22 protein-coding genes are annotated in these 22,451 nt (G+C 61.2%); 17 read left to right on the forward strand and 5 right to left on the reverse strand.

Annotated features, from left to right (window positions below; all coding sequences use genetic code 11):
• Positions 1–154: 154 nt before the first annotated feature.
• Positions 155–1,822, reverse strand: coding sequence for an energy-dependent translational throttle protein EttA (ettA, locus tag UF78_RS03600; protein WP_045160667.1), 1,668 nt, complete (start codon positions 1,820–1,822; stop codon positions 155–157).
• A 212-nt stretch (positions 1,823–2,034) separates the two neighbouring features.
• Here ettA and UF78_RS03605 point away from each other — a divergent pair, with 212 nt between their 5' ends.
• The 6 genes from UF78_RS03605 (at position 2,035) to UF78_RS03630 (ending at position 9,570) form a co-directional block, all read left to right on the forward strand.
• Positions 2,035–5,022: a bifunctional diguanylate cyclase/phosphodiesterase gene (locus UF78_RS03605; protein ID WP_045160668.1), complete on the forward strand. Its 2,988-nt coding sequence runs from the start codon at positions 2,035–2,037 to the stop codon at positions 5,020–5,022.
• An 84-nt stretch (positions 5,023–5,106) separates the two neighbouring features.
• Positions 5,107–6,360, forward strand: a complete 1,254-nt coding sequence (gene glyA, locus UF78_RS03610; protein ID WP_045160669.1) for a serine hydroxymethyltransferase — start codon at positions 5,107–5,109, stop codon at positions 6,358–6,360.
• Positions 6,361–6,527: 167 nt separating this feature from the next.
• Positions 6,528–7,880 (forward strand): cache domain-containing protein, encoded by a 1,353-nt coding sequence (locus UF78_RS03615; protein ID WP_045160670.1) that lies wholly within the window; start codon positions 6,528–6,530, stop codon positions 7,878–7,880.
• 35 nt (positions 7,881–7,915) lie between these two features.
• The gene (locus tag UF78_RS03620; RefSeq protein ID WP_045160671.1) at positions 7,916–8,554 is read left to right on the forward strand and encodes a response regulator; all 639 of its coding nucleotides are present in this window, start codon (positions 7,916–7,918) and stop codon (positions 8,552–8,554) included.
• 123 nt (positions 8,555–8,677) lie between these two features.
• Positions 8,678–9,139, forward strand: a complete 462-nt coding sequence (locus UF78_RS03625; protein ID WP_045160672.1) for a methyltransferase family protein — start codon at positions 8,678–8,680, stop codon at positions 9,137–9,139.
• A 62-nt stretch (positions 9,140–9,201) separates the two neighbouring features.
• Positions 9,202–9,570 carry a PilZ domain-containing protein gene (locus tag UF78_RS03630; RefSeq protein ID WP_045160673.1) on the forward strand — a complete coding sequence of 123 codons (369 nt, stop codon included), beginning with the start codon at positions 9,202–9,204 and terminating at the stop codon, positions 9,568–9,570.
• 10 nt (positions 9,571–9,580) lie between these two features.
• Here the strand turns inward: UF78_RS03630 and radA are convergent, their stop codons facing one another.
• Positions 9,581–10,942: a DNA repair protein RadA gene (gene radA, locus UF78_RS03635; RefSeq protein WP_045160674.1), complete on the reverse strand. Its 1,362-nt coding sequence runs from the start codon at positions 10,940–10,942 to the stop codon at positions 9,581–9,583.
• A 116-nt stretch (positions 10,943–11,058) separates the two neighbouring features.
• Here radA and UF78_RS03640 point away from each other — a divergent pair, with 116 nt between their 5' ends.
• Positions 11,059–11,493, forward strand: coding sequence for a CopD family protein (locus UF78_RS03640; protein ID WP_045160675.1), 435 nt, complete (start codon positions 11,059–11,061; stop codon positions 11,491–11,493).
• Between the two features lie 139 nt (positions 11,494–11,632).
• Here UF78_RS03640 and UF78_RS03645 read toward each other — a convergent pair whose 3' ends face one another.
• Complete coding sequence (locus tag UF78_RS03645) at positions 11,633–11,902, reverse strand: YdcH family protein (protein ID WP_045160676.1); 270 nt, start codon at positions 11,900–11,902, stop codon at positions 11,633–11,635.
• Positions 11,903–12,113: 211 nt separating this feature from the next.
• On the opposite strand from UF78_RS03645, the gene mscL reads away from it, so the two are divergent.
• The 5 genes from mscL to UF78_RS03670 all read left to right on the forward strand — a co-directional run bounded on the left by mscL (position 12,114) and on the right by UF78_RS03670 (position 17,148).
• The gene (gene mscL / locus UF78_RS03650) at positions 12,114–12,524 is read left to right on the forward strand and encodes a large-conductance mechanosensitive channel protein MscL (protein ID WP_045160677.1); all 411 of its coding nucleotides are present in this window, start codon (positions 12,114–12,116) and stop codon (positions 12,522–12,524) included.
• A gap of 245 nt (positions 12,525–12,769) precedes the next feature.
• A complete protein-coding gene (locus tag UF78_RS03655; protein WP_045160678.1) occupies positions 12,770–15,223 on the forward strand; it encodes a Lon protease family protein in 2,454 nt (817 codons plus the stop codon).
• 173 nt (positions 15,224–15,396) lie between these two features.
• Positions 15,397–15,732, forward strand: coding sequence for a hypothetical protein (locus UF78_RS03660; protein ID WP_045160679.1), 336 nt, complete (start codon positions 15,397–15,399; stop codon positions 15,730–15,732).
• Between the two features lie 163 nt (positions 15,733–15,895).
• Positions 15,896–16,384, forward strand: a complete 489-nt coding sequence (locus UF78_RS03665) for a TIGR00645 family protein (RefSeq protein ID WP_019339708.1) — start codon at positions 15,896–15,898, stop codon at positions 16,382–16,384.
• A 146-nt stretch (positions 16,385–16,530) separates the two neighbouring features.
• Entirely contained in the window at positions 16,531–17,148 is a 618-nt protein-coding gene (locus UF78_RS03670; protein WP_045160682.1) for an FKBP-type peptidyl-prolyl cis-trans isomerase, read from the forward strand.
• Positions 17,149–17,156: 8 nt separating this feature from the next.
• Here UF78_RS03670 and UF78_RS03675 read toward each other — a convergent pair whose 3' ends face one another.
• Complete coding sequence (locus UF78_RS03675) at positions 17,157–17,384, reverse strand: hypothetical protein (protein WP_045160683.1); 228 nt, start codon at positions 17,382–17,384, stop codon at positions 17,157–17,159.
• Between the two features lie 159 nt (positions 17,385–17,543).
• Positions 17,544–18,512: a polyprenyl synthetase family protein gene (locus UF78_RS03680; protein WP_045160684.1), complete on the reverse strand. Its 969-nt coding sequence runs from the start codon at positions 18,510–18,512 to the stop codon at positions 17,544–17,546.
• A 248-nt stretch (positions 18,513–18,760) separates the two neighbouring features.
• On the opposite strand from UF78_RS03680, the gene rplU reads away from it, so the two are divergent.
• From rplU to UF78_RS03705, 5 genes are all read left to right on the forward strand, one after another.
• Complete coding sequence (rplU, locus tag UF78_RS03685; RefSeq protein ID WP_003302133.1) at positions 18,761–19,072, forward strand: 50S ribosomal protein L21; 312 nt, start codon at positions 18,761–18,763, stop codon at positions 19,070–19,072.
• A 35-nt stretch (positions 19,073–19,107) separates the two neighbouring features.
• The gene (gene rpmA / locus UF78_RS03690; protein WP_003281574.1) at positions 19,108–19,365 is read left to right on the forward strand and encodes a 50S ribosomal protein L27; all 258 of its coding nucleotides are present in this window, start codon (positions 19,108–19,110) and stop codon (positions 19,363–19,365) included.
• Positions 19,366–19,534: 169 nt separating this feature from the next.
• Entirely contained in the window at positions 19,535–20,752 is a 1,218-nt protein-coding gene (cgtA, locus tag UF78_RS03695; protein ID WP_045160685.1) for an Obg family GTPase CgtA, read from the forward strand.
• Between the two features lie 105 nt (positions 20,753–20,857).
• A complete protein-coding gene (gene proB / locus UF78_RS03700) occupies positions 20,858–21,976 on the forward strand; it encodes a glutamate 5-kinase (protein WP_045160686.1) in 1,119 nt (372 codons plus the stop codon).
• 8 nt (positions 21,977–21,984) lie between these two features.
• Entirely contained in the window at positions 21,985–22,443 is a 459-nt protein-coding gene (locus UF78_RS03705; RefSeq protein ID WP_045160687.1) for a CreA family protein, read from the forward strand.
• The last annotated feature ends 8 nt before the right edge of the window (positions 22,444–22,451 follow it).

Below are 22,451 nucleotides of genomic sequence, written 5' to 3' on the forward strand. Positions count from 1 at the left end.
ACCCCGTCTTCCTTCGCGATTGCTGCTGAACCTGGCGTCGCAGAGCATGCCAGGCGGCGATAAGGCGGTGATTATCAGGTATCAGGCCAGTTGCCACCAGTGGCGGTTCGCCACGTAAAAACGGAGCCTATCGACTCCGTTTTTATTTTTTGTGCTACTGGGCCAGCTTCTTGTACTTGACCCGATGCGGCTGCGCCGCAGCGTCGCCCAGGCGTTTCTTGCGATCGGCTTCGTACTCGGTGTAGTTACCTTCGAAGAAGACGATATCGCCGTCGTCCTCATAGGAGAGGATGTGGGTGGCGACCCGGTCGAGGAACCAGCGATCGTGAGAGATCACGATGGCCGCGCCGGGGAAGTCCAGCAGCGCTTCTTCCAGCGAGCGCAGGGTTTCCACGTCGAGGTCGTTGGACGGTTCGTCGAGCAGCAGCACATTGGCGCCTTCCTTGAGCGTCAGCGCCAGGTGCAGGCGGCCACGCTCACCGCCGGACAAGTCCTTGACGAATTTCTGCTGGTCGCCGCCCTTGAAGTTGAAGCGTCCCACGTAAGTGCGCGACGGAACTTCATAATTGCCGATGCGGATCATGTCGGAGCCATCGGACACCGCTTCCCATACCGTCTTGCTGCCGTCCAGGTCCTCGCGGCTCTGGTCGACGCAGGCCACCTGCACCGTGTCGCCGATTTCGATGCTGCCCGAATCTGGCTGCTCCTTGCCCATGATCATGCGGAACAGGGTCGACTTGCCCGCACCATTGCCGCCGATCACGCCGACGATGGCGCCCTTGGGCATGCTGAAGGAAAGATCTTCGATCAGTACCCGGTCGCCGTAGCCTTTGGTCACGTTCTTGAAGTCGATGACCTTGTCGCCCAGACGCGGACCGGCCGGGATATAGATTTCGTTGGTCTCGCTGCGCTTCTGGAATTCCTGCGACTGCAACTCCTCGAAGCGCTGCAGGCGTGCCTTGGATTTGGCCTGACGGGCCTTGGCGCCCTTGCGCACCCACTCCAGCTCTTCCTTCATGGCCTTTTCATGGGCCGACTGCTGCTTGGATTCCTGTGCCAGACGGTTGGATTTGGCCTCCAGCCAACCGGAGTAGTTGCCCTCGTAAGGGATGCCCGCGCCGCGGTCGAGTTCGAGAATCCAGCCGGCGACGTTGTCCAGGAAGTAGCGATCGTGAGTGATCGCTACCACGGTGCCAGGGAAATCGTGAAGGAAGTGTTCCAGCCAGGCCACCGAGTCGGCGTCCAGGTGGTTGGTCGGTTCGTCCAGCAGGAGCATGTCGGGTGCCGACAGCAGCAGGCGGCAAAGTGCCACGCGGCGCTTTTCGCCACCGGACAGGTGCTCGACTTTGGCATCCCATGGAGGCAGGCGCAGGGCGTCGGCGGCAACTTCCAGCTGACGCTCGAGGTTGTGGCCATCGCTAGCCTGCAGGATCGCTTCGAGCTTGGCCTGTTCGGCGGCCAGCTTGTCAAAGTCTGCATCCGGCTCGGCGTAGGCGGCATAGACCTCATCGAGGCGGGCCTGGGCATCCTTGATGCTGCTGACCGCCTCTTCGACGATTTCTCGAACGGTCTTGCTCGGGTCGAGCAGGGGCTCTTGCGGCAGGTAGCCGACGTTCAGGTCGGGCATTGCCCGGGCTTCGCCGTCGAACTCCTTGTCGACGCCGGCCATGATCCGCAACAGCGTAGATTTACCCGCGCCGTTGAGGCCGAGCACGCCGATCTTGGCGCCAGGAAAGAATGACAGGGAAATATTCTTGAGAATTTCACGCTTCGGCGGAACGACTTTGCTCAGCCGGTGCATGGTGTAGACGTATTGAGCCATGGAGACGAATGCCCGTGACAGGAAAAGAAGGATAAAAGCCCGTCGCGGCGGACGGGCGAAAACAGTTCGGCAAAGCTACCGGAATGCTCCAGGCAGGGCAAACCAGCGGTCAATCCTTTTGAGTGATGGCGTTTTGCCTTATAGCAAGGCATTCTTCGCATTCCGCACCCGTTGTATGGCTATTGCTGCTTCACCAGATAGGTTCGATACGTGTGACCGACACCGATCTCTCTCAGTCGCCGGCGTCCCGTCCCGAGTGGCTTGCTGGGCTTGGCCTACGCTTGGCCCGGGCCTGCGGCCGTTTTCTGGTGCCTCGACGTTTCGCGCCTCGCTGGCAGGCGCTGCGCTATTCCATTACCGCACTGGATGCCATTGAAGAGCGCATCCTGATCAGCGATTTTTCCGGTCGGTTGCAGTACCTCAACGGTCAGGCGGCGGTCATGTTCGGCCTGAGCAATCGAGACGTGTCGCGTTATCGGCTGCAGAAGCTGCTGCCCATGCTCGATGCGCAGGCCTTCGATGCCAGCAACGGCCATGCCGATATCTGCCTGAAACCCGTACGCCTGCTGCAGAGTGGGGAATCCCGGCTCTTTTCCATGACCCGCCGGGCATTGCGCCTGGAGGGCGATGCGCAACCCTCCGGTTTCGTTTGGGTCATGCGCGACATCACCTGCGAGCAGCAGGCGCAGACGGCGCTGGCAGAGCGCGAACGCTTCTGGTCGGAGGTGCTGCGGGCCGTGCCCGACACGCTCTATGTACAGGACGTTCAGAGCGGCAAATTGCTATTCAGCAACAATAATCTGGCGTCGCGGCTGGGCTACAGCGAAGAGGATCGTGGCGATGATGGCAATGCGTTCTGGCGCCGCATTAGTCATCCGGACGATCAGGAATACATCTGGCGACTATTGGCTCTGCGCGGCTCGATGACCGAGGAGGCAGGCCAGGAGGCGCTGCTGCGATGGCGACATCACGATGGCAGCTGGCGCTGGTTCAGCATTCGCGAGCAAGTGCTCTCGCGTGATGACCACGGACGGATCTGGCGCCTGATCGGCGTGGCCCGCGATGTGACCGCAAAAATCGAGCACAGTCATTCGCTGCGCGACAGCGAGCGTCGTTATCGCATGCTGGCGGGTAGTCTGCAGGACGTCATTTTCACCACTGACAGCGCGGTCCAGATCGACTACGTGAGTCCGTCAGTACAAACGGTGCTTGGTTATAGCGCCGAGTGGACGATGAAGCATGGCCTGGATCGAGTTGTGACTAAGCCACGCCAGGCGGCGCGCTTCTATGAGCTGATGCGCAAGGTGCGCAAGGCGTCTTTCAATCCGACGACTCTTGCCGAGCTTGGGCAAAGCCTGCAGCGCCAGACGCTGTATTTCGACTGCATTTCCGCCGACGGGCGGCCGGTAGCCATCGAACTGCGCATCACGCTGCTCTGGAACGAGAACAACCGCTTCGACGGCGCCCTGTGCGTGGGCCGCGACATCAGCAAGCAGCGCCAGGCGGAAAAGGAGCTGCGCCGCGCGGCGACGGTATTCGAGCACTCCTCGGCCGCCATCGTTGTGACCGATCCGGCCGGAAGGATCGTGCAGGTCAACGATGCCTTCCAGCGAATAACCGGCTACAGCGGCGAGGAAGTGATGGGGCTGTGGCCGACTGCACTGAGCGCGGATCGACAGCAGGCCAATCAGATGACCTTTGTGCGTGATCAGATCCTCAGGGTGGGCAAATGGGAAGGCGAGCTCTGGCTCAAACGCAAGGACGGCGACACCTATCCGTGCTGGATCGGTATCACGGCCGTGCGCGACGCCGAGGATGATCTGGTCAGCTACGTGTGTTTTTTCAGTGACATGAGCGAGCGCAAGGCCAGCGAAAAGCGTATTCACCGCCTGGCCTACTACGACAGCTTGACCCAATTGCCGAACCGGACACTATTTCAGGATCGTCTGCACAGCAGTCTGCAGCTGTCCTCGCGGCGCGGCGCCTGGGTCGCACTGATGTTCTTGGATCTCGACCGCTTCAAGCCGATCAACGATTCTCTCGGTCATGCCGCCGGGGATCGCATGCTGAAGGAGGTCGCCATGCGCCTGGCTTCCTGCGTGGAGGAAGACGACACGGTCGCACGCATGGGCGGGGACGAGTTCACCTTTCTTCTGCGTCCATGCCCGGAGCGGGACGAGGCCCTGACTCGGGCGATCCATGTCGGCGAGCGCATTCTGGCCAGCCTCACCGAACCGTTCGTGTTGTCCGGGCGCGAATTCTTCGTCACCGCCAGCATCGGCATCGCCCTTAGCCCACAGGACGGCGATGACATCAGCCAACTGATGAAGAACGCCGACACTGCCATGTATCACGCGAAGGAGCGTGGCAAGAACAACTTCCAGTTCTATCAGGCTGAAATGAACGCCCGTGCGCTAGAGCGTCTGGAGCTGGAAAGTGACTTGCGCCATGCGCTCGAGCAGGAACAGTTCGTGTTGCATTATCAGCCGCAATTTCTCGCTGAGGGGCGGACGCTCACTGGCGTCGAAGCCTTGTTGCGCTGGCAGCATCCGGTGCGTGGTCTGGTGTCACCCTGCGACTTTATTCCCGCGCTGGAGGAACTGGGGCTGGTGGTTGAAGTCGGCGACTGGGTAATCGGTGAAGTCTGCCGACAGGTTTCTCAATGGCAGGCGCAGGGCAGGGCGGTACCGAAGGTATCGGTCAATCTGTCGGCGCGACAGTTCGCCGACGGCAAGCTCGCGCAGCGGATCGCCACGCTATTGGAGGCGAGCGGCATCGCCCCGGGTTGCCTTGAGCTGGAGTTGACCGAGAGCATCCTGATGCAGGACGTGGGCGAGGCCATGCGCATGCTCGACTCGTTGAAGCAGCTCGGGCCTTCCATTGCCATCGACGATTTCGGTACGGGGTACTCCTCGCTTAACTACCTGAAGCAGTTCCCCATTGATGTGCTCAAGATCGACCGCAGCTTCGTCGATGGTCTGCCAGAGGGCGAGCAGGATGGCCAGATCGCCCGAGCCATCATCGCCATGGCGCACAGCCTGGGCATGTCGGTGATTGCCGAAGGCGTTGAGAACCAGGCCCAGCTGGATTTCCTGCGTGAGCACGGCTGCGATGAGGTGCAGGGGTTCTTCCTCGGCAGACCTGTTCCCGCCAGCGTCCTGGCCGAGCATCAAGGCTGGGCCGATTCATGTTGCACATGATCAAGGCTCATACCCGCGCTCCGGCGGATGGGTTAGAATCCGCGCCTCTCTTTACTACCGCCAGCTGATTCTCAGAGGACTGCCATGTTCAGCCGTGATTTGACCCTCGCCCGTTTCGACGCCGATCTCTTCGCTGCCATGCAGCAGGAAGCCAAGCGTCAGGAAGACCACATCGAGCTGATCGCCTCGGAGAACTACACCAGCCCGGCGGTGATGGAAGCCCAGGGTTCGGTGCTCACCAACAAGTACGCCGAAGGCTATCCGGGCAAGCGCTACTACGGTGGCTGCGAGTACGTCGACGTGGTGGAGCAGCTGGCCATCGACCGCGCCAAGGAGCTGTTCGGCGCCGACTACGCCAACGTCCAGCCGCACGCCGGCTCCCAGGCCAACAGCGCTGTCTACCTGGCGCTGCTCAACGCCGGTGACACCATTCTCGGTATGAGCCTGGCCCACGGCGGCCACCTGACTCACGGCGCCAGCGTTTCCTCCTCCGGTAAGCTGTACAACGCCGTGCAGTACGGCATCAACGACCAGGGGCTCATCGATTACGACGAAGTCGAGCGTCTGGCCCTCGAACACAAGCCGAAGATGGTCGTCGCAGGCTTCTCCGCCTATTCTCAACAACTCGATTTCGCCCGTTTCCGCGAAATCGCCGACAAGGTCGGTGCCTACCTGTTTGTCGACATGGCTCACGTGGCCGGTTTGGTCGCCGCGGGTGTCTATCCGAACCCGGTGCCGTTCGCCGACGTGGTGACCACCACCACTCATAAGACCCTGCGCGGCCCGCGCGGTGGCCTGATCCTGGCGCGTGCCAACGCCGAGATCGAGAAGAAGCTCAACTCCGCCGTATTCCCAGGCGCCCAGGGTGGCCCGCTGGAGCACGTGATCGCCGCCAAGGCGGTGTGCTTCAAGGAAGCGCTGCAGCCCGAGTTCAAGGCCTACCAGCAGCAGGTGGTGAAAAACGCCCAGGCGATGGCCGAGGTGTTCATCCAGCGCGGCTTCGACGTGGTTTCCGGCGGTACCCAGAATCACCTGTTCCTGCTTAGCCTGATCAAGCAGGACGTCACCGGTAAAGACGCCGACGCCGCTTTGGGTCGCGCTCATATCACTGTGAACAAGAACAGCGTGCCGAACGATCCGCGCTCGCCGTTCGTTACCTCTGGTCTGCGTATCGGTACGCCAGCGGTAACCACCCGGGGCTTCGGCGAGACCGAATGTCGCGATCTGGCCGGCTGGATCTGCGACATCCTCGACAACATGGGCGACGAGTCGGTGATCGAGACCGTGCGCGGCAAGGTCGAAGCGGTCTGCGCCAAGTTCCCGGTCTACGGTAACTAAGCACGACAGTTGCAGCGAAAGCCCGGCTATTGCCGGGCTTTTTTGTTCGGGGCCGTCCGTCCGCCAAGCCACCGGTAGCGAAGTGCCAGTCGGCCCTGGGCGTCACGCACCGGCTGGGTTAACGTGCAGTCCCCAACCGCCCGGATTCGGGTCCTCGGAGAGGTGTGATGCAGCTCAAGCACAAAATCGCCGCGCTGAGCATCCTGCCGCTGCTGCTGGCCGTGGCGGTGGTCTGCGCGCTAGTGCTGGTACAGAACCAGCGTCTCGGCGAGCAGCAGGCGCAGCTCATCGAAAGCAGCATTCTGGCCAGCAAGCAGGCTGAGCTGAAGAACTACGTAGAGATGGCACTGAGCACCATTGCGCCGCTCTACGGCGGCGGCCTGGATGATGCAGAGACCAAGCAGAAGGTGCTCGCGGCGCTGGGGCGATTCAGTTTCGGCAGCGATGGTTACTTCTTCGTCTACGACCGCAGCGGCCTGAACCTGATGCATCCTCGCCAACGCGAGCTGGTCGGCCAGGATCTATGGGAGATGACCGACCCCAACGGCCTGAAGGTGATCCAGGCGCTGATGCGCAGCGCGGAAACCGGCAATGGCTTTCAGCGCTATGCCTGGCAGAAGCCCTCCACCGGCCAGTTCGCCGACAAGCTTGCCTACGTGGTAATGCTCGAGCGCTGGGGCTGGATGCTCGGCACCGGCATCTATCTCGAAGATGTCGAGCAAGCCATCCAGACGGTGCGTACCGAGGTGTCGGCCGGTATTCATACCACCATGCTGGCGATTGCCGGGGTCGCGCTGGTGGCGGTGCTGCTGGTTTTCGCCAGCGGGCTGACGCTAAACGTCAGCGAACGGCGGTTGGCCGACCGCAAACTGCAGGCGCTGACTCAGCGCATAGTCAGCCTGCAGGAGGAGGAGCGCTCGCGGGTGTCTCGTGAATTGCACGACGGCATCAGTCAGTTGCTGGTATCGATCAAGTTTCAGTTCGAGCTGGCCAGTCATGAGTTCTCCATCAACAGCCCCAAGGCGCTGATCACGCTGGATGCCGGCGTCGAGCGGCTAGCCGGGGCGATCGGTGAAGTACGGCGCATCTCTCACGATCTACACCCATCATTACTGGATACCCTGGGTTTGCCGGCGGCGATTGGCCAGCTTGTGGCAGAGTTCGAACAGCGCAGTGGGTTGAAAATGCTATACAAAAACGGCCTCGGCGACAGCGATCCGGATGATTCGGTAGCGGTCGCGTTGTTCAGAGTGCTGCAGGAGGCGCTGACCAACATCGAACGTCATGCTGCAGCGCAATCAGTGCATATCAGCCTGGACGGCGATGATGCGTCGGTGCGCCTGCGGGTGCGGGACGACGGTGTCGGTTTCAATCCACGTCGGCTCGACAGCATCAAGGGCGGCGGTATTGGTTTGCGTAACATCCGCGAACGGGTGGAACACTTCGGTGGGCGTTTCAGCCTGCTATCGGCCGCCGGCGGCACCGAGCTGGACGTGACCTTGCCGGCTCGGGCCGGTTGAACCCTCGACTTCTCGAATAATAAGAGGCTCGCTCAATGAACCCGCAAGCTTGCATCAAGGTGGTACTGATCGACGACCATGTCTTGGTTCGGGATGGCATCCGCGCATTGCTGATGGCCGTGCCCGAACTGGATGTCGTCGGGGAAGCCGGCTCCGGCACCGAGGCGGTCGAGCTGCTGCGTCGGGTTCCGGCGGATGTGGTGTTGATGGATATCGGTCTGAAGGACATCAACGGGCTCGAGCTGACTCAATCGCTACGCAACGAGTTCCCCGACATCCGCGTGCTAATCCTGAGCATGTACGACAATCAGGAGTACGTGAACACCTCGGTGAAAGTCGGTGCCAGTGGTTATGTGCTCAAGGATGCGCCGTCGAGGGAAATCATCGTCGCCATCGAGGCGATTGCCGCAGGTGGCACTTACTACAGCAGAGGCATCGCCGAGAAGCTGGCCAGCAGCGGCGCCGAGGAGCGGGAGCTCACCCCGCGTGAGCGGGAGGTACTGCTGATGCTGGCTCAGGGGCACAACAACAAGACCATGGCGCGTGCGCTGCAGATCAGCGTGCGGACGGTGGAAACCCATCGGCTGAGCATCCGCCGCAAGCTCGATATCGATCGCCCCGCAGACCTGATGAAGCACGCCATGGTGCATGGCTGGCTACCGGGTCAGCACTAGCGCTTCCTCCGAGCGTCCACCGAGGCGATGAGCGCAACGCCGCTCGGCCGATACCCTGGCCAGCGCGGGCGCTGTGCCTCCCTGTTCTGTAGGATGGCGCCATCGAATACCTTTGGGCGCCCCATGACGGTCATCCCTTCTGGCGTGATGTTGCCGCCGCCGCTGATTTATCTGTTCTTCGTAGCTTGCGCTTGGGGATTGGCGCAATGGATGCCGCTGGCGCTACCGGAGCATGAGCTGTTGCGTTACGCCGGTTGGGTTTCGATTGCCGTCGGCATCGTCCTGATGCTCTGGGCGGCGCTGACGATGTTTCGTCAGCGCACCACCATCAATCCTTACGGTAAACCCAGCAGCCTGCTGCAGATCGGCCCGTTTCGCCTTTCGCGCAATCCCATCTATCTCGCCGATACGCTGATCTATTGTGGGATCGGCCTATTGCTCAACAGCCTCTGGCCCTGGTTGCTGCTGCCCTTGCTGATTCGCTGCATGCAGCGCACCGTGATCGTTCACGAAGAACATCTGCTGACGCGAACCTTCGGCGATGAGTATCGGGCCTATCGGCGGCGCGTGCGACGCTGGCTCTGAGCATGACCTCAAGGCCGTGAGGCTGACCTATAGTTAAACGAGAATTCTCGGGAGTGGTTCTGATGAATGAAACAAGCAGCGACCGTCGGCGCTTTCAGCGCTTCGCCTTCGATGCCGAAACGGAGCTGGTGCAGGGACAGCGCCGCTGGTCGGTCGAGTTGCATGATCTTTCGCTGAAGGGCTTGCTGGTGCATCGACCAGCGGGTTGGGATGCCGATCCCGCCCAGCCGTTCGAGGCACGGATACGGCTCGCCGATGACGCCGAGGTGCGCATGGAGGTGGAGACGACTCATGACAAAGGTGAGCTGATTGGCCTGGTCTGCCGGCACATCGACGTCGATTCCATCAGCCATCTGCGGCGGCTGGTGGAGCTCAATCTGGGTGACGAAGCGCTGCTGGAACGTGAACTGGCGGCGCTCGGCGAGTCCTGAGGCGTTGGTCTTATTCGAACAAGGCGTCCAGCGCCTGTTCGAGCCGTGTCACGGCGATGACCTGCAGTCCGGCGGGCGCCTCCTTCGGCGCGTTGCCCTTGGGCACTATGGCACGCTTGAACCCGTGCTTGGCGGCCTCTTTCAATCGTTCCTGGCCGCTCGGCACCGGTCTGATCTCACCGGATAACCCCACCTCACCGAATACCAGTAGGTCAGTGTCCAGCGGGCGGTTGCGCAGGCTGGAGATCACTGCAGCCATCAGCGCCAGATCCGATGCGGTCTCCAGCACCTTGACGCCACCGACCACATTGATGAACACGTCCTGGTCGTAGGTAGGAATGCCGCCGTGGCGGTGCAGCACCGCCAGCAGCATGGCCAGACGATTCTGGTCGAGGCCCAGCGTGACGCGGCGTGGGTTGGCCATATGGCTGGTGTCGACCAGCGCCTGGACTTCCACCAGCATCGGTCGAGTGCCTTCCCAGGTGGCCATGACCACGCTGCCGGGCACCGCTTCCTGGGCGCGAGTAAGGAAGATCGCCGAGGGGTTGGTGACTTCCTTGAGGCCCTTGTCGGTCATGCCGAACACACCCAGTTCGTTGATCGCGCCGAAGCGGTTCTTCACTGCGCGCAGCAGACGCAGGCGACCATCTGATTCACCTTCGAAATACAGCACGGTGTCGACCATGTGCTCCAATACGCGCGGGCCGGCCAGCGCCCCCTCCTTGGTGACGTGGCCGACCAGAAAGATCGCCGTGCCGCTTTGCTTGGCGAAACGCACCAACAACGCCGCGCTCTCACGCACCTGGGCGACCCCGCCGGGGGCCGACTGCAATTGCTCGGTGAAGATCGTCTGGATCGAGTCGATCACCATCACCTTGGGCTTCTCCAGCCGCGCGGTGGCGATGATCGATTCGATGCAAGTCTCGGTCATCACCTTGAGCCGGTCCTGCGGCAGGTCCAGGCGACGCGCGCGCATGGCCACCTGCTGCTGCGATTCCTCGCCCGTGACATACAAGGCCGGGAATTGTCGGGCGATATTGCACAGCGTCTGCAGCAGGATGGTCGACTTGCCGATGCCGGGGTCACCACCGATGAGCACCACCGAACCGTCGACCAGGCCGCCGCCGAGTACGCGGTCCAGCTCGCCGGAAGCCGTGGAGAAGCGCGGTACTTCCTCGACGCTGACTTCGGCCAGCGTCTTGATATTGGCCTGATCACCCGCCCAGCCAGCGCGACCCGAGGGTGGTGCGGCGCCGTCGATGACGGTTTCCACCAAGGTATTCCAGGCGCCACAGTCACCGCACTGGCCGGCCCATTTGGGGAAGGTCGAGCCACATTCGGTGCAGCCATACATGCGCTTGGCCTTTGCCATGGGAAACTCCGCGTCGGATGAATGGAGTCGCATGATAGCGACTGACTTGATCGCCATCAGCCACAAGTGCCGTCATAGCCGCCAGACTGTAAACAAATCGAACAGGAGTCAGCGCCATGCGCCATCTGTTATTTCTGCATTTGCTGGGTGCCAGCGTCTGGGTAGGTGGCCATCTGGTGTTGTTGTGCAGCGTATTGCCCGGCGCACTGCGTGGTCGCGATGTGCAGCCAGTGCGCGCATTCGAGCAGCTCTACGAGCGGGTCGGCATTCCGGCCTTACTGTTGCAGATTGTCACCGGCATCTGGTTGGCCGGATCATGGTTGCCATACTCCCAATGGCTGGGTGACTCGCCCATCGCTCATCTGGTCCAGGCCAAGCTGGTGCTACTGGGCTTCACTGCCGTGCTGGGCGTGCATGCGCGACTGGCGCTGATACCCAAACTGGACGCGCAGCGCCTGCCGCAGCTGGGCGTGCATATCGTCCTTATCACGCTCACAGCCGTAGCGTTCGTGTGGGTCGGGTCAGGCTTCAGATTTGGTGGACTGTTCTAGTCGAACGAATGGTCGGCCGGTTGGTGGGGGAAGGGTGAGGGCGAGATTGCCGGCAAGGCCGTGCGGCGCGGTAGTTCATGGCCGCACCCGTCGCGTCAGGCGGGCCTGAGCGCACGGGTGCGGTAGCGAGACGCATCGATCAACCGCAGCAGCCGCCACAGCAGCTGCCGCTGGCACGCTTCAGGTCGCGGACGATGTCGTCCTTGAGTGCTACACGCTCCTGCTTGAGTGCGTTGAGCACCTCGTCATCCAGGGTTTCCGCACCGCCTTCGACGCGGCAGATCTGCTTGTCCAGAGCTTCGTAGGTGTCTGCTTTGCGAGCGAACGCAGGGTCTTGCTGGCGCAGCTGGTGCAGCTGCTCGCGCTTCTCGGGAAAATCCTTGATCAGTGGGTGATGTTCGATGTGCATGGTGCCGCTCCGGGTCGTGTCTGAGGGCTCGTACATTAGCTGTGCCCCTTCGCATCGCTTTTGACGGCGATCAAGACGCGGTCAATGCCTCGTTTCCGTTTGTCGTGAAACTGTCTGGCCCGGCGGTTGAACCCAACCTATGCTGCAAAGGGTCGAAGCGCTACGGCGGTCGTACCGACGGCATATTCTCACTCGAACGGGACAGATTCAGATGGGCATGATCAGCGAATTCAAAGCGTTTGCAGTCAGGGGCAACGTCATCGACATGGCGGTGGGCATCATCATCGGCGCGGCGTTTACCAAGATCGTCTCGTCGTTCGTCGCCGATGTGGTGACGCCCCCATTGGGCATGTTGATTGGCGGTGTGGATTTTTCCGATCTGGCAATCGTGCTCAAGCAGGCCGTAGGCGATACGCCGGCGGTCACTCTGAGCTATGGGCGTTTCATCCAGACGGTATTCGACTTCACGATCGTGGCCTTCGCGATCTTCCTGGCGGTCAAGGGAATCAATCATCTCAAGCGCAAGGAGGCGGAAGCGCCTTCTGCCCCGCCGGCACCGAGCAAGGAAGAGATCTTGCTGACCGAAATTCGCGATGCGTTGCGTGCGCAGAACCGCACCTGAGCACGGAAGCCAGTACGCGGCCGCTCACCGGGCTCCGGTGTGCCGGCCCGATAGTGCTGGCAGGGTCGGAGTGTCGCTTGTGCCGGAGTGAAAAGGTTGCCCAGGACTGAGGCGCACATACGGCGCATGTGCCGGCAGGCAGACATCACCTAACAAGCGCTGCTGAACCTTGCGGCCAGCCGGAGGCATCGCCAGAATGGCGGCATCAATCGTGGCCATCAGGTCACCTCCAGCAAGGATTCCCAATGCCCGAAACTGTCGCTGCCGGCCTGCGCCTGGCGCCCGAAGCGCTGACCCGTCCCTTCGAACCCAGCCAATTCGACTTCAAGACTACCGATGAGCTGGAGCCTTTTCTCGGCGTGCTCGGCCAGGAGCGTGCGGTCGAGGCCCTGCAATTCGGGGTGGCGATGCCGCGCCCTGGCTACAACGTCTATGTGATGGGCGAGCCGGGCACGGGGCGCTTCTCATTCGTGCGGCGCTATCTCAAGGCTGAGGGCAAGCGTCTGGATACGCCTTCGGACTGGGTCTATGTGAACAATTTCGATGAGCCACGCGAGCCGCGCGTGGTGGAGCTGCCGCAGGGCGGTGCCGCGGAGTTCATCGCCGACATCGGACAGTTGATCGACAATCTGATGGCGACGTTTCCGGCGGTGTTCGAGCACCCGAGCTTTCAGCAAAAGAAGAGCGCCATCGATCGTGCGTTCAATCAGCGCTACGACAAGGCGCTGGACGTCATCGAGAAGCTCGCGCTGGAAAAGGAAATCGCGCTCTACCGCGACAGTAGCAACATCGCCTTCACGCCGATGAAAGACGGCAAATCGATGGACGAGGCGGAATTTGCCCAGCTGCCTGAAGCTGAGCGCGAACGCTACCACGAAGACATTTCCGCGCTGGAAGTCCATCTGAACGAAGGGCTTGCCAGCCTGCCGCAGTGGAAACGTGAATCGAGCAATCAGCTGCGTCAGCTCAACGACGAGACTATCAGTCAGGCCCTGCAGCCGCTGCTCGCACCACTGTCGGAGAAGTACAGCGAAAACGCCGGCATCGAGTCCTATTTGCAGGCCGTGCAGGTCAACCTGCTGAAGACCGTGGTCGAGCAACTGGTCGACGAGAATCGTCCCGACGCGCAGACCCGTCAGTTGCTAGAGGAACAATACAGTCCGAGCCTAGTGGTCGGACATCCGCTGGACGGCGGTGCACCGGTAGTATTCGAACCACATCCGACCTACGACAATCTGTTCGGCCGGATCGAGTACAGCACTGATCAGGGCGCGCTCTACACCAGCTATCGCCAGCTGCGGCCCGGGGCACTGCACCGCGCCAATGGCGGGTTCCTGATGCTTGAAGCGGAAAAAATGCTCAGCGAGCCCTTCGTCTGGGAGGCGCTCAAGCGTGCCTTGCAGTCGCGCAAGCTGAAGATGGAGTCGCCACTGGCTGAGCTGGGGCGTCTGGCTACGGTGACATTGAATCCAGCGGTCATCCCGCTCAACGTCAAGGTGGTGATCATCGGTTCGAGGCAGCTGTACTACACGCTGCAGGATCTCGATCCGGACTTTCAAGAAATGTTCCGCGTGCTGGTGGACTTCGATGAGGAGATTCCCCTGGCCGAGGACAGCCTCGAGCAGTTCGCGCAGTTGATGAAGACGCGGACTTCGGAAGAGGGCATGGCGCCGCTGACGGCGGCTGCGGTGGCGCGCCTGGCCACTTACAGTGCGCGGCTGGCTGAACATCAGGGGCGCTTGTCGGCGCGCATCGGCGATTTGTTCCAGTTGGTCAGCGAGGCCGATTTCATCCGCCAGCTGGCCAAAGATGAGGTGACCGATGTCGGACACATCGAGCGTGCTCTGAAGGCTAAGGCCACCCGCACTGGCCGCGTATCGGCGCGCATCCTCGAAGACATACTTGCAGGCGTCATTCTGATCGACAGCGAAGGCGCGGCGATCGGCAAGTGCAACGGCCTGACCGTACTGGAAGTCGGCGATTCGGCGTTCGGCATGCCGGCGCGCATTTCCGCCACCGTCTATCCGGGTGGCTCGGGTATCGTCGACATCGAGCGCGAGGTCAATCTCGGCCAGCCGATTCACTCCAAGGGTGTGATGATCCTGACCGGTTTTCTCGGCAGTCGCTATGCGCAGGAATTCCCTTTGGAGATTTCCGCCAGCATCGCTCTGGAACAATCCTACGGCTATGTCGACGGCGACAGCGCTTCGCTCGGCGAGTGCTGCGCGCTGATCTCGGCCATCTCGCGTACGCCGCTCAAGCAGTGTTTCGCCATCACCGGATCGATCAACCAGTTCGGCGAGGTGCAGGCGGTTGGCGGCGTCAACGAAAAGATCGAGGGGTTCTTCCGTCTTTGCGAGGCGCGTGGATTGACCGGTGAGCAGGGCGCGATCATTCCCTTCGCCAACGTCACCACGTTGATGCTCGATGAGCGCGTGCTGGAGGCGGTGCGCCAGGAGCGGTTCCATATTTATGCGGTCCGTCATGTGGACGAGGCGCTATCGCTGCTGGTGGGCGAGCCGGTAGGTGCCGCAGACGAGGACGGGCAGTTTCCAAAAGGCAGTGTCAACGCCCGGGTGGTGGAGCGTCTGCGCGATATCGCCGAAATCGAGTTGGAAGACGACAACAAGGGCGACGCGGCCGCCTCGGAGCCGGCTCTGGCGACGGCACAGGCGAAGGGAACTGAGCGGAGCGAGTAAGCCTCGCGATTTGGCTAATAACTGGACGGAACGATACGGGCGGCGACGGGTCTGCAGTGGAGGAGAGTTCCCACTCTCTGTCCACATGGTTATCCACAACTTTTGGGGATAAACAGGTTGGCCGCCCATTCGTCCAGGATGGCGGCGCGCAACCTAGCGCGAGGATCGCCGTCATGTCTCACACGCTCTGTCTGAATCGCCAGTGCCTGGGCCTGGTTACCCGTATCGAATGCATTATCCGCCCACTGGCTGGAGGCAACGGCTTGTGGACGTTGCTTTGTGCGGCCGGCATCGATGCCAGTCAACCTACCGCGATCAAGGCGCAAGGCCCATTCCATGGCCCTCGCGAGGCTGAATCGGTGCTAAAGGCGATTGCGAGCAATCTCCATGGGCAGGGTTATAGCGAATCCGTTTCGCCCTCCATCTGGCAACTGCACATGCACGCGGAGCTGCGCAAGATCAACGCCAATCAGGCCCGCTATCTGGGCGGTTGGGAATCCAGGACCTGATTTTCGGTCCGACCAGCCCGTGTCTTGGCAAGCGGCGTTTTCGATAGAACGCCACTTTGCTGGATTTCTATCCACAAGAGAAATACCTGGGCACAGCGCCTTCTTGAAGACTCTGTCGCGCTGCGTATACTCGCTTGCCGGTATCTGCCCGCAGTGAGAACAGATGGAACGATTGATCGAGAACACCATGTACGCCGCCCGCTGGTTGCTGGCGCCTATCTACTTTGGCCTGGCGTTCGCCCTGCTCGCACTGGCGATCAAGTTCTTTCAGGAAATCTGGCACATCCTCCCGGCCGTGCTATCGCTGAGCGAAGGCGATCTGATTCTCAAACTGCTCTCGTTGATCGACATGGCACTGGTTGGCGGCTTGCTGGTGATGGTGATGCTTTCCGGCTACGAAAACTTCGTCTCGCAGCTGAATGTCGACGAAGGCAAGGAGAAGCTCGATTGGCTGGGCAAGATGGACTCCGGATCGCTGAAGATGAAAGTCGCCGCCTCGATCGTAGCGATTTCGTCGATCCATCTGTTGCGTATGTTCATGGACGCCCAGCAGCTCGAGAGCGAGCAGTTGATGTGGTACGTGATCATTCACCTGACATTCGTCTTCTCGGCGTTCGCCATGGGCTATCTGGACAAGCTCACCAAACATTGACGCCCATGCGGCTCCGCGAAGCGCTGCGCTTTGGCTTCGCACCCGGATTTAAGCGGCAGACGCCGTGAGCGCGCCAATGCTGCCAAGACAAAGCCCGGCCGCGAGCTGTGCTAGGCTGTCGGCCCTTTTTTCTGCGGAGCCCAGGCATGACCGATCTCAACCTTACCACCGACGAAACGCGCGTGAGCTACGGCATCGGTCGTCAGCTGGGCGACCAGTTGCGCGAGAACCCGCCACCGGGCATCAGTCTGGATGCGGTGATCGCTGGCATTCGTGACGCCTTCGGCGGGGCCGCCAGTCAGGTCAGCCCGGAAGATCTGAACGCCAGCTTTGCTGTGATTCGCGAGCGCATGCAGGCCGAAGCGCAGCGCAAGGCAGAAGCTGCTGCGGGTGAAGGAAAGGCTTTCCTGGCCGAGAATGCCAAGCGCGACGGCGTTACCACGCTGGCGTCGGGTCTGCAGTACGAAGTGCTGACTGCAGGCGAAGGCGCCAAACCCAGTGCTGCAGATCAGGTGCGTACTCATTACCATGGCACCCTGATCGACGGCACCGTATTCGACAGTTCCTACCAACGCGGTCAGCCGGCCGAGTTTCCGGTTGGCGGTGTGATCGCCGGTTGGACCGAAGCGCTGCAACTGATGGGCGTTGGCAGCAAGTGGCGTCTCTATGTGCCGAGCGACCTGGCTTACGGCGCCCAGGGTGTCGGCAGCATTCCTCCGCACAGCGTGCTGGTATTTGACGTCGAGTTGCTGGCCGTTCTGTAGACCAAAGGCTACGGGCGCAACGCCCGGGCGTAGGAGAACAGGAACAGGTTGCGCACCTGCTCCTTGAGCACACAGGGTTCGCTGGTGCTCAACTCCTGCAGGTCAAGATCGCCCTGGTCACGAAGCTCCTCCAGGGCGTCTCCCTCCAGTGAAACGCATATCGCTCCGGTGTGGCGGTCGAGAATCCTCAGGTAGGGGTGTGGTCGGTCCAGCCAGGCATCGATCAGATAAGTCATGTTCACCTCCAGTTGATTTCCTTAATGAGAATAATTGCTATTTGCAAACATGCAAGCGCAAAAATCCTCAGCGTCGATCAATGGTGGGCTGGTATTCGTGCAGATCGAGGGGCGGGGCGTTTGAAAAGGGTGCCCAGACGCGCTCGCTGATGGGCTGATTCAGTGGGTGCGGGCGACAGCGAAGCGGCTGAGTTCCACCAAGGCGTCCCGATAGTCGCTGGCGGGGAGAAGTTCGAGGCAGGCAATGGCCCGATCAGCATAGTCACGCGCCAGGCGGGCGGTGTACGCAAGGGCGCCCGAGGTTTCCACCGCGTTACGAATGCTTTCGAGATCTTCGATGCCGCCCTTCTGAATAGCCTTGCGCACCAGTGCGGCCTGTTCTGTGGTGCCCTCGCGCATGGTGTAGATCAGCGGCAAGGTCGGTTTGCCTTCGGCCAGGTCATCACCGACGTTCTTGCCCAGGGTTTCAGCGTCCCCTTGGTAATCCAGCAGATCGTCGACGAGCTGAAAGGCGATGCCCAGGTAGTCGCCGAAGGTGCGGAGCGCCTCGCGCTGCTTGTCACTGGCGCCCGCCAGGGTGGCGGCGCTATGCGTAGAGGCTTCGAAAAGCATGGCTGTCTTGCCGCGGATGACCTCCATGTAAATCTCTTCCGTGGTGCTAGCGTCGCGCACCTTGGATAGTTGCAGCACTTCGCCTTCGGCGATCACCCGCGTGGCCTGGGAAATGATGCGCATGACCGGCATCGAGCCCAGGTCAACCATCATTTCGAACGAGCGTGCATAAAGAAAATCGCCGACCAGCACGCTTGGGGCGTTGCCCCACAGGGCGTTGGCCGTGGAGCGGCCACGGCGCATGCCCGACATGTCGACCACGTCGTCATGCAGCAGCGTCGAGGTGTGCAGGAATTCGATGATGGCGGCCAGCAGGCGCAGCTGCTCGCCCTTGAGTCCCAGTGCGTTACCGCTTAGCAGAACCAGCAGGGGGCGCAGGCGTTTACCGCCGGCCGAGGTGATGTAGTCCCCGATCTTTTCCACCAGCGGTACGCGGGAAGTCAGTTGGTTGCGGATGATGCCGTCAACGGCGGCAAAATCTTCAGCCACTACTTGGTAAAAGGACTGGGGTTGCATCGGGGACGAGTACTCCTCGGAGATTGCGCGGCATGCTATGGGGCAGGTCAGACACTGTCAAGGCAAGGCCCGCCGGCTATTGCGCCGGCATGGGTGGATGCGTACAATCGCGGACCCTGAACTTTCCCCCTGGGCATTTCCCTGCCTTACGCAATTGCAAGGGCGTCCCTTCCGGCCCCGAGCAGCCATGCCAGCCACCAACTATTTCACTTAAGCGCTGGGTGAGCAGGATTAACGGAGATACACAGATGTACGCAGTTATCGTTACCGGCGGCAAGCAATACAAGGTCGCCGAAGGCGAATACCTCAAGATTGAAAAACTCGAAGTTGCCACTGGTGAAGCAGTCACTTTTGACCGCGTTCTGCTGATCGGCAACGGCGACGATGTCAAAATCGGCGCTCCGGTGGTTGATGGTGCCAAGGTCACAGCTGAAGTGATTGCCCAAGGTCGTCACGACAAGGTCACCATCATCAAATTCCGCCGTCGTAAGCACCACATGAAGCGTCAGGGCCACCGTCAGTGGTTCACTGAGGTCAAAATCACCGGTATTCAGGGCTAATCGGGCCTGAATCCCCTTATAGGAGTATTGAACTCATGGCACACAAAAAAGCTGGCGGTTCTACCCGCAACGGCCGCGACTCAGAAGCCAAACGTCTTGGCGTGAAGATGTACGGCGGCCAGGCCATCAAGGCCGGTAACATCATCGTGCGTCAGCGCGGCACCCAGTTCCATGCCGGTTACGGCGTTGGCATGGGCAAGGATCACACCCTGTTCGCGAAAGTGGAAGGCGTGATCAAGTTCGAAGTGAAGGGCGCTTTCGGCCGTCGCTACGTGAGCGTCGTCGCAGCTTAACTGCGGCGTTGCTGGAAAAGCCCTGTCATGCGACGGGGCTTTTTTGTTTCTGTATCCTGTGAGGCTCTTGCAAAGAACTGCTCGGTGCTCATTCAGTTTTCGCTGGGTTTTTTGCAAGACCCTTACGTTTCTTGTTTCTTAAGCCCGTCCTGCGACGGGAGGCGTTCCCATGAAATTCGTCGATGAAGTATCGATTTTTGTAAAGGCCGGCGACGGCGGCAACGGCATGATGAGCTTTCGTCGCGAGAAGTTCATCGAGAAAGGCGGCCCCAATGGTGGCGACGGCGGCGATGGCGGCTCCGTTTATCTGGAGGCTGACGAAAACCTCAACACGCTGGTCGACTATCGCTATACCCGCCGCTTCAATGCGCCTAATGGCCAAAAGGGCGGCAGCACCGAGTGCACCGGTGCCAAGGGCGAAGATCTGATTCTGCCGGTGCCGGTCGGCACCACCGTAATCGATGCAGCCACCCAGGATGTAATAGGTGATCTGACCAAGGCCGGTCAGCGTTTGCTGGTTGCTCAGGGCGGCTGGCACGGTCTGGGTAATACCCGCTTCAAGTCCAGTACCAACCGTGCGCCGCGGCAGACGACGCCCGGCAAGCCGGGAGATGCACGTGATCTGAAGCTGGAGCTGAAGGTGCTGGCTGACGTCGGTCTGCTGGGCTTGCCCAACGCGGGCAAGAGCACCTTCATCCGCTCGGTCTCGGCGGCTAAGCCGAAAGTCGCCGATTACCCCTTCACTACACTGGTGCCGAACCTTGGAGTGGTCAGTGTCGGGCGCTACAAGAGCTTCGTGATCGCGGATATCCCGGGTCTGATCGAGGGTGCATCCGAGGGTGCCGGCCTGGGGATTCGCTTCCTCAAGCATCTGGCGCGTACGCGTCTGTTGCTGCATTTGGTGGACATGGCGCCGCTCGATGAGAGCGATCCAGCCGATGCGGCTGAGGTCATTCTCAACGAGCTGGAGAAATTCAGCCCGGCGCTGGCTCAGCGTGATCGCTGGCTGGTGCTGAACAAGGCGGATCAGCTGCTTGAGGAGGATCGCGAGGAGCGGGTTCGTCAAGTCGTCGAGCGTCTTGAGTGGACGGGGCCGGTGTTCGTTATATCTGCGCTGGAGAGTGAGGGCACCGAGGCGCTGAGCCAGGCCATCATGCGTTATTTGGACGAGCGCACCGTGCGCATCGCCGAAGAGCCTGCATACGCCGAAGCGCTCGCAGCGCTCGATCAGCAGATCGAGGACGAGGCGCGGGCGCGCCTACAGGAACTGGATGACCAGCGGGCGCTGCGTCGTACCGGGGTCAAGGCGGCGGTCGATGCGGATGACGACGACTTCGATGATGACGATGACGACGAAGGCGGTGCGGAAATCTTCTACGTACGCTAAGGGTTGGTTCGCGTAGTTGCGCATCTATAGCTGGGTGGTCGTTGGGCTGCTTCGTCTGCAGCTCATCGAATGGTTTGGCCGGATACTGGATAGAAGGCGGGATCCATGCGGGACAAGGTGAGCGGCGCGCGGCGCTGGGTGGTGAAGATTGGCAGCGCACTGCTGACGGCCGATGGGCGTGGCCTCGATCAGGATGCCATGGCTGTCTGGGTCGATCAGATGGTTGCGCTGCGCCAGGCTGGGGTTGAGCTGGTGCTGGTGTCGTCCGGTGCGGTGGCTGCCGGCATGAGTCGTCTCGGCTGGACGGTGCGGCCCAAGGCTGTTCATGAATTGCAGGCAGCCGCTGCGGTGGGGCAGATGGGGCTCATTCGCGCGTGGGAGGCCAGCTTCGGTCGCTGTGATCAGCAGACCGCGCAGGTGCTGGTGACTCATGACGACCTGTCTGACCGCAAGCGTTATCTCAACGCGCGAAGCACGCTGCGCACGTTGATCGATCTCGGCGTGGTGCCGGTCATCAATGAAAACGACACCGTGGTTACCGATGAGATCCGATTCGGTGACAACGATACCCTTGCGGCCCTGGTCGCCAATCTGGTTGAGGCTGACTTGCTGGTGATCCTCACGGACCGCGATGGCATGTTCGATGCGGATCCGCGTAGCAATCCCGACGCCAACCTGATTAGCGAGGCGCGTGCCGATGACCCGGCTCTGGATGCCGTGGCCGGCGCGACGGGTGGCGCGCTCGGGCGTGGCGGCATGCAGACCAAGCTGCGCGCGGCGCGTCTGGCGGCGCGCTCGGGCGCGCATACGGTGATCATCGGTGGGCGTATCGAGCAGGTCCTGGCGCGGTTGAAAGCCGGTGAGCAGCTGGGGACCTTGCTGGCGCCCGAGCGCAGTCGTCATGCGGCGCGCAAGCAATGGCTTGCGGGGCATCTTCAGACTCGGGGCTCGGTCACGTTGGACGCTGGGGCGGTGCATGCGCTCAAGCAAGGTAATCGCAGTTTGCTGCCGGTCGGTGTCAAGGCGGCGCAGGGCGGGTTCCGGCGTGGAGAGATGGTGGTCTGCGTGGGGCCGGACGGGCGGGAAATCGCTCGAGGTTTGGTCAATTACAGTGCGGCTGAAACTCAGCGGATTCTCGGGCATGCTTCGGACGAAATCGAGAAGCTGCTCGGTTACGTCGACGAGCCTGAGCTCATCCATCGTGACAATATGATTCTGGTATGAGGTGTTCGATGCGGTTGGCGCAGGCGCTGGTAGTGCTGCTGGCTTGGCCGGCGATAGGTGTGGCGCGCGAAGTGGGCGAGGTCGACACGGTTTTCAAGTGGCTCGGGCCGAACCACAAAATCGTGGTGGAAGCCTTCGATGACCCCAAGGTCGAGGGTGTGACCTGTTATCTGTCGAGGGCCAAAACCGGTGGCATCAAGGGTGGGCTCGGGTTGGCGGAAGATCGCGCCGAGGCGTCGATTGCCTGTCGTCAGGTCGGGCCTATTCGCATGAACGACAAGTTCAAAGACGGCGAGGTTGTGTTCAAAGAGCGCACTTCTCTGGTTTTTAAAACCATGCAGGTGGTGCGCTTTTTCGACGAGGCGCGCAACACCCTTGTCTATCTGGTCTATAGCGATCGCGTGATCGAAGGCAGTCCGCAGAATGCAGTGACGGCTATTCCAATCCTGCCATGGGCGCAGCCGTAATCAGGAGC

The sequence above is a fragment of the Stutzerimonas stutzeri genome, from assembly GCF_000952685.1.
Classification (GTDB): Bacteria; Pseudomonadota; Gammaproteobacteria; order Pseudomonadales; family Pseudomonadaceae; genus Stutzerimonas; species Stutzerimonas stutzeri_E.

What these genes read in the sequence shown, in the direction of transcription:
- ettA (WP_045160667.1), bottom strand. Translation starts at nt 1,822, where the DNA reads ATGGCTCAATACGTCTACACCATGCACCGGCTGAGCAAAGTCGTTCCG.
- UF78_RS03705 (WP_045160687.1), top strand. Translation starts at nt 21,985, where the DNA reads ATGCGGTTGGCGCAGGCGCTGGTAGTGCTGCTGGCTTGGCCGGCGATA.
- UF78_RS03630 (WP_045160673.1), top strand. Translation starts at nt 9,202, where the DNA reads ATGAATGAAACAAGCAGCGACCGTCGGCGCTTTCAGCGCTTCGCCTTC.
- UF78_RS03645 (WP_045160676.1), bottom strand. Translation starts at nt 11,902, where the DNA reads ATGCACATCGAACATCACCCACTGATCAAGGATTTTCCCGAGAAGCGC.
- UF78_RS03660 (WP_045160679.1), top strand. Translation starts at nt 15,397, where the DNA reads ATGTCTCACACGCTCTGTCTGAATCGCCAGTGCCTGGGCCTGGTTACC.
- radA (WP_045160674.1), bottom strand. Translation starts at nt 10,942, where the DNA reads ATGGCAAAGGCCAAGCGCATGTATGGCTGCACCGAATGTGGCTCGACC.
- proB (WP_045160686.1), top strand. Translation starts at nt 20,858, where the DNA reads ATGCGGGACAAGGTGAGCGGCGCGCGGCGCTGGGTGGTGAAGATTGGC.
- rpmA (WP_003281574.1), top strand. Translation starts at nt 19,108, where the DNA reads ATGGCACACAAAAAAGCTGGCGGTTCTACCCGCAACGGCCGCGACTCA.
- cgtA (WP_045160685.1), top strand. Translation starts at nt 19,535, where the DNA reads ATGAAATTCGTCGATGAAGTATCGATTTTTGTAAAGGCCGGCGACGGC.
- UF78_RS03640 (WP_045160675.1), top strand. Translation starts at nt 11,059, where the DNA reads ATGCGCCATCTGTTATTTCTGCATTTGCTGGGTGCCAGCGTCTGGGTA.
- glyA (WP_045160669.1), top strand. Translation starts at nt 5,107, where the DNA reads ATGTTCAGCCGTGATTTGACCCTCGCCCGTTTCGACGCCGATCTCTTC.
- UF78_RS03665 (WP_019339708.1), top strand. Translation starts at nt 15,896, where the DNA reads ATGGAACGATTGATCGAGAACACCATGTACGCCGCCCGCTGGTTGCTG.
- UF78_RS03670 (WP_045160682.1), top strand. Translation starts at nt 16,531, where the DNA reads ATGACCGATCTCAACCTTACCACCGACGAAACGCGCGTGAGCTACGGC.
- UF78_RS03675 (WP_045160683.1), bottom strand. Translation starts at nt 17,384, where the DNA reads ATGACTTATCTGATCGATGCCTGGCTGGACCGACCACACCCCTACCTG.
- UF78_RS03680 (WP_045160684.1), bottom strand. Translation starts at nt 18,512, where the DNA reads ATGCAACCCCAGTCCTTTTACCAAGTAGTGGCTGAAGATTTTGCCGCC.
- UF78_RS03615 (WP_045160670.1), top strand. Translation starts at nt 6,528, where the DNA reads ATGCAGCTCAAGCACAAAATCGCCGCGCTGAGCATCCTGCCGCTGCTG.
- UF78_RS03655 (WP_045160678.1), top strand. Translation starts at nt 12,770, where the DNA reads ATGCCCGAAACTGTCGCTGCCGGCCTGCGCCTGGCGCCCGAAGCGCTG.
- UF78_RS03620 (WP_045160671.1), top strand. Translation starts at nt 7,916, where the DNA reads ATGAACCCGCAAGCTTGCATCAAGGTGGTACTGATCGACGACCATGTC.
- UF78_RS03625 (WP_045160672.1), top strand. Translation starts at nt 8,678, where the DNA reads ATGACGGTCATCCCTTCTGGCGTGATGTTGCCGCCGCCGCTGATTTAT.
- mscL (WP_045160677.1), top strand. Translation starts at nt 12,114, where the DNA reads ATGGGCATGATCAGCGAATTCAAAGCGTTTGCAGTCAGGGGCAACGTC.
- rplU (WP_003302133.1), top strand. Translation starts at nt 18,761, where the DNA reads ATGTACGCAGTTATCGTTACCGGCGGCAAGCAATACAAGGTCGCCGAA.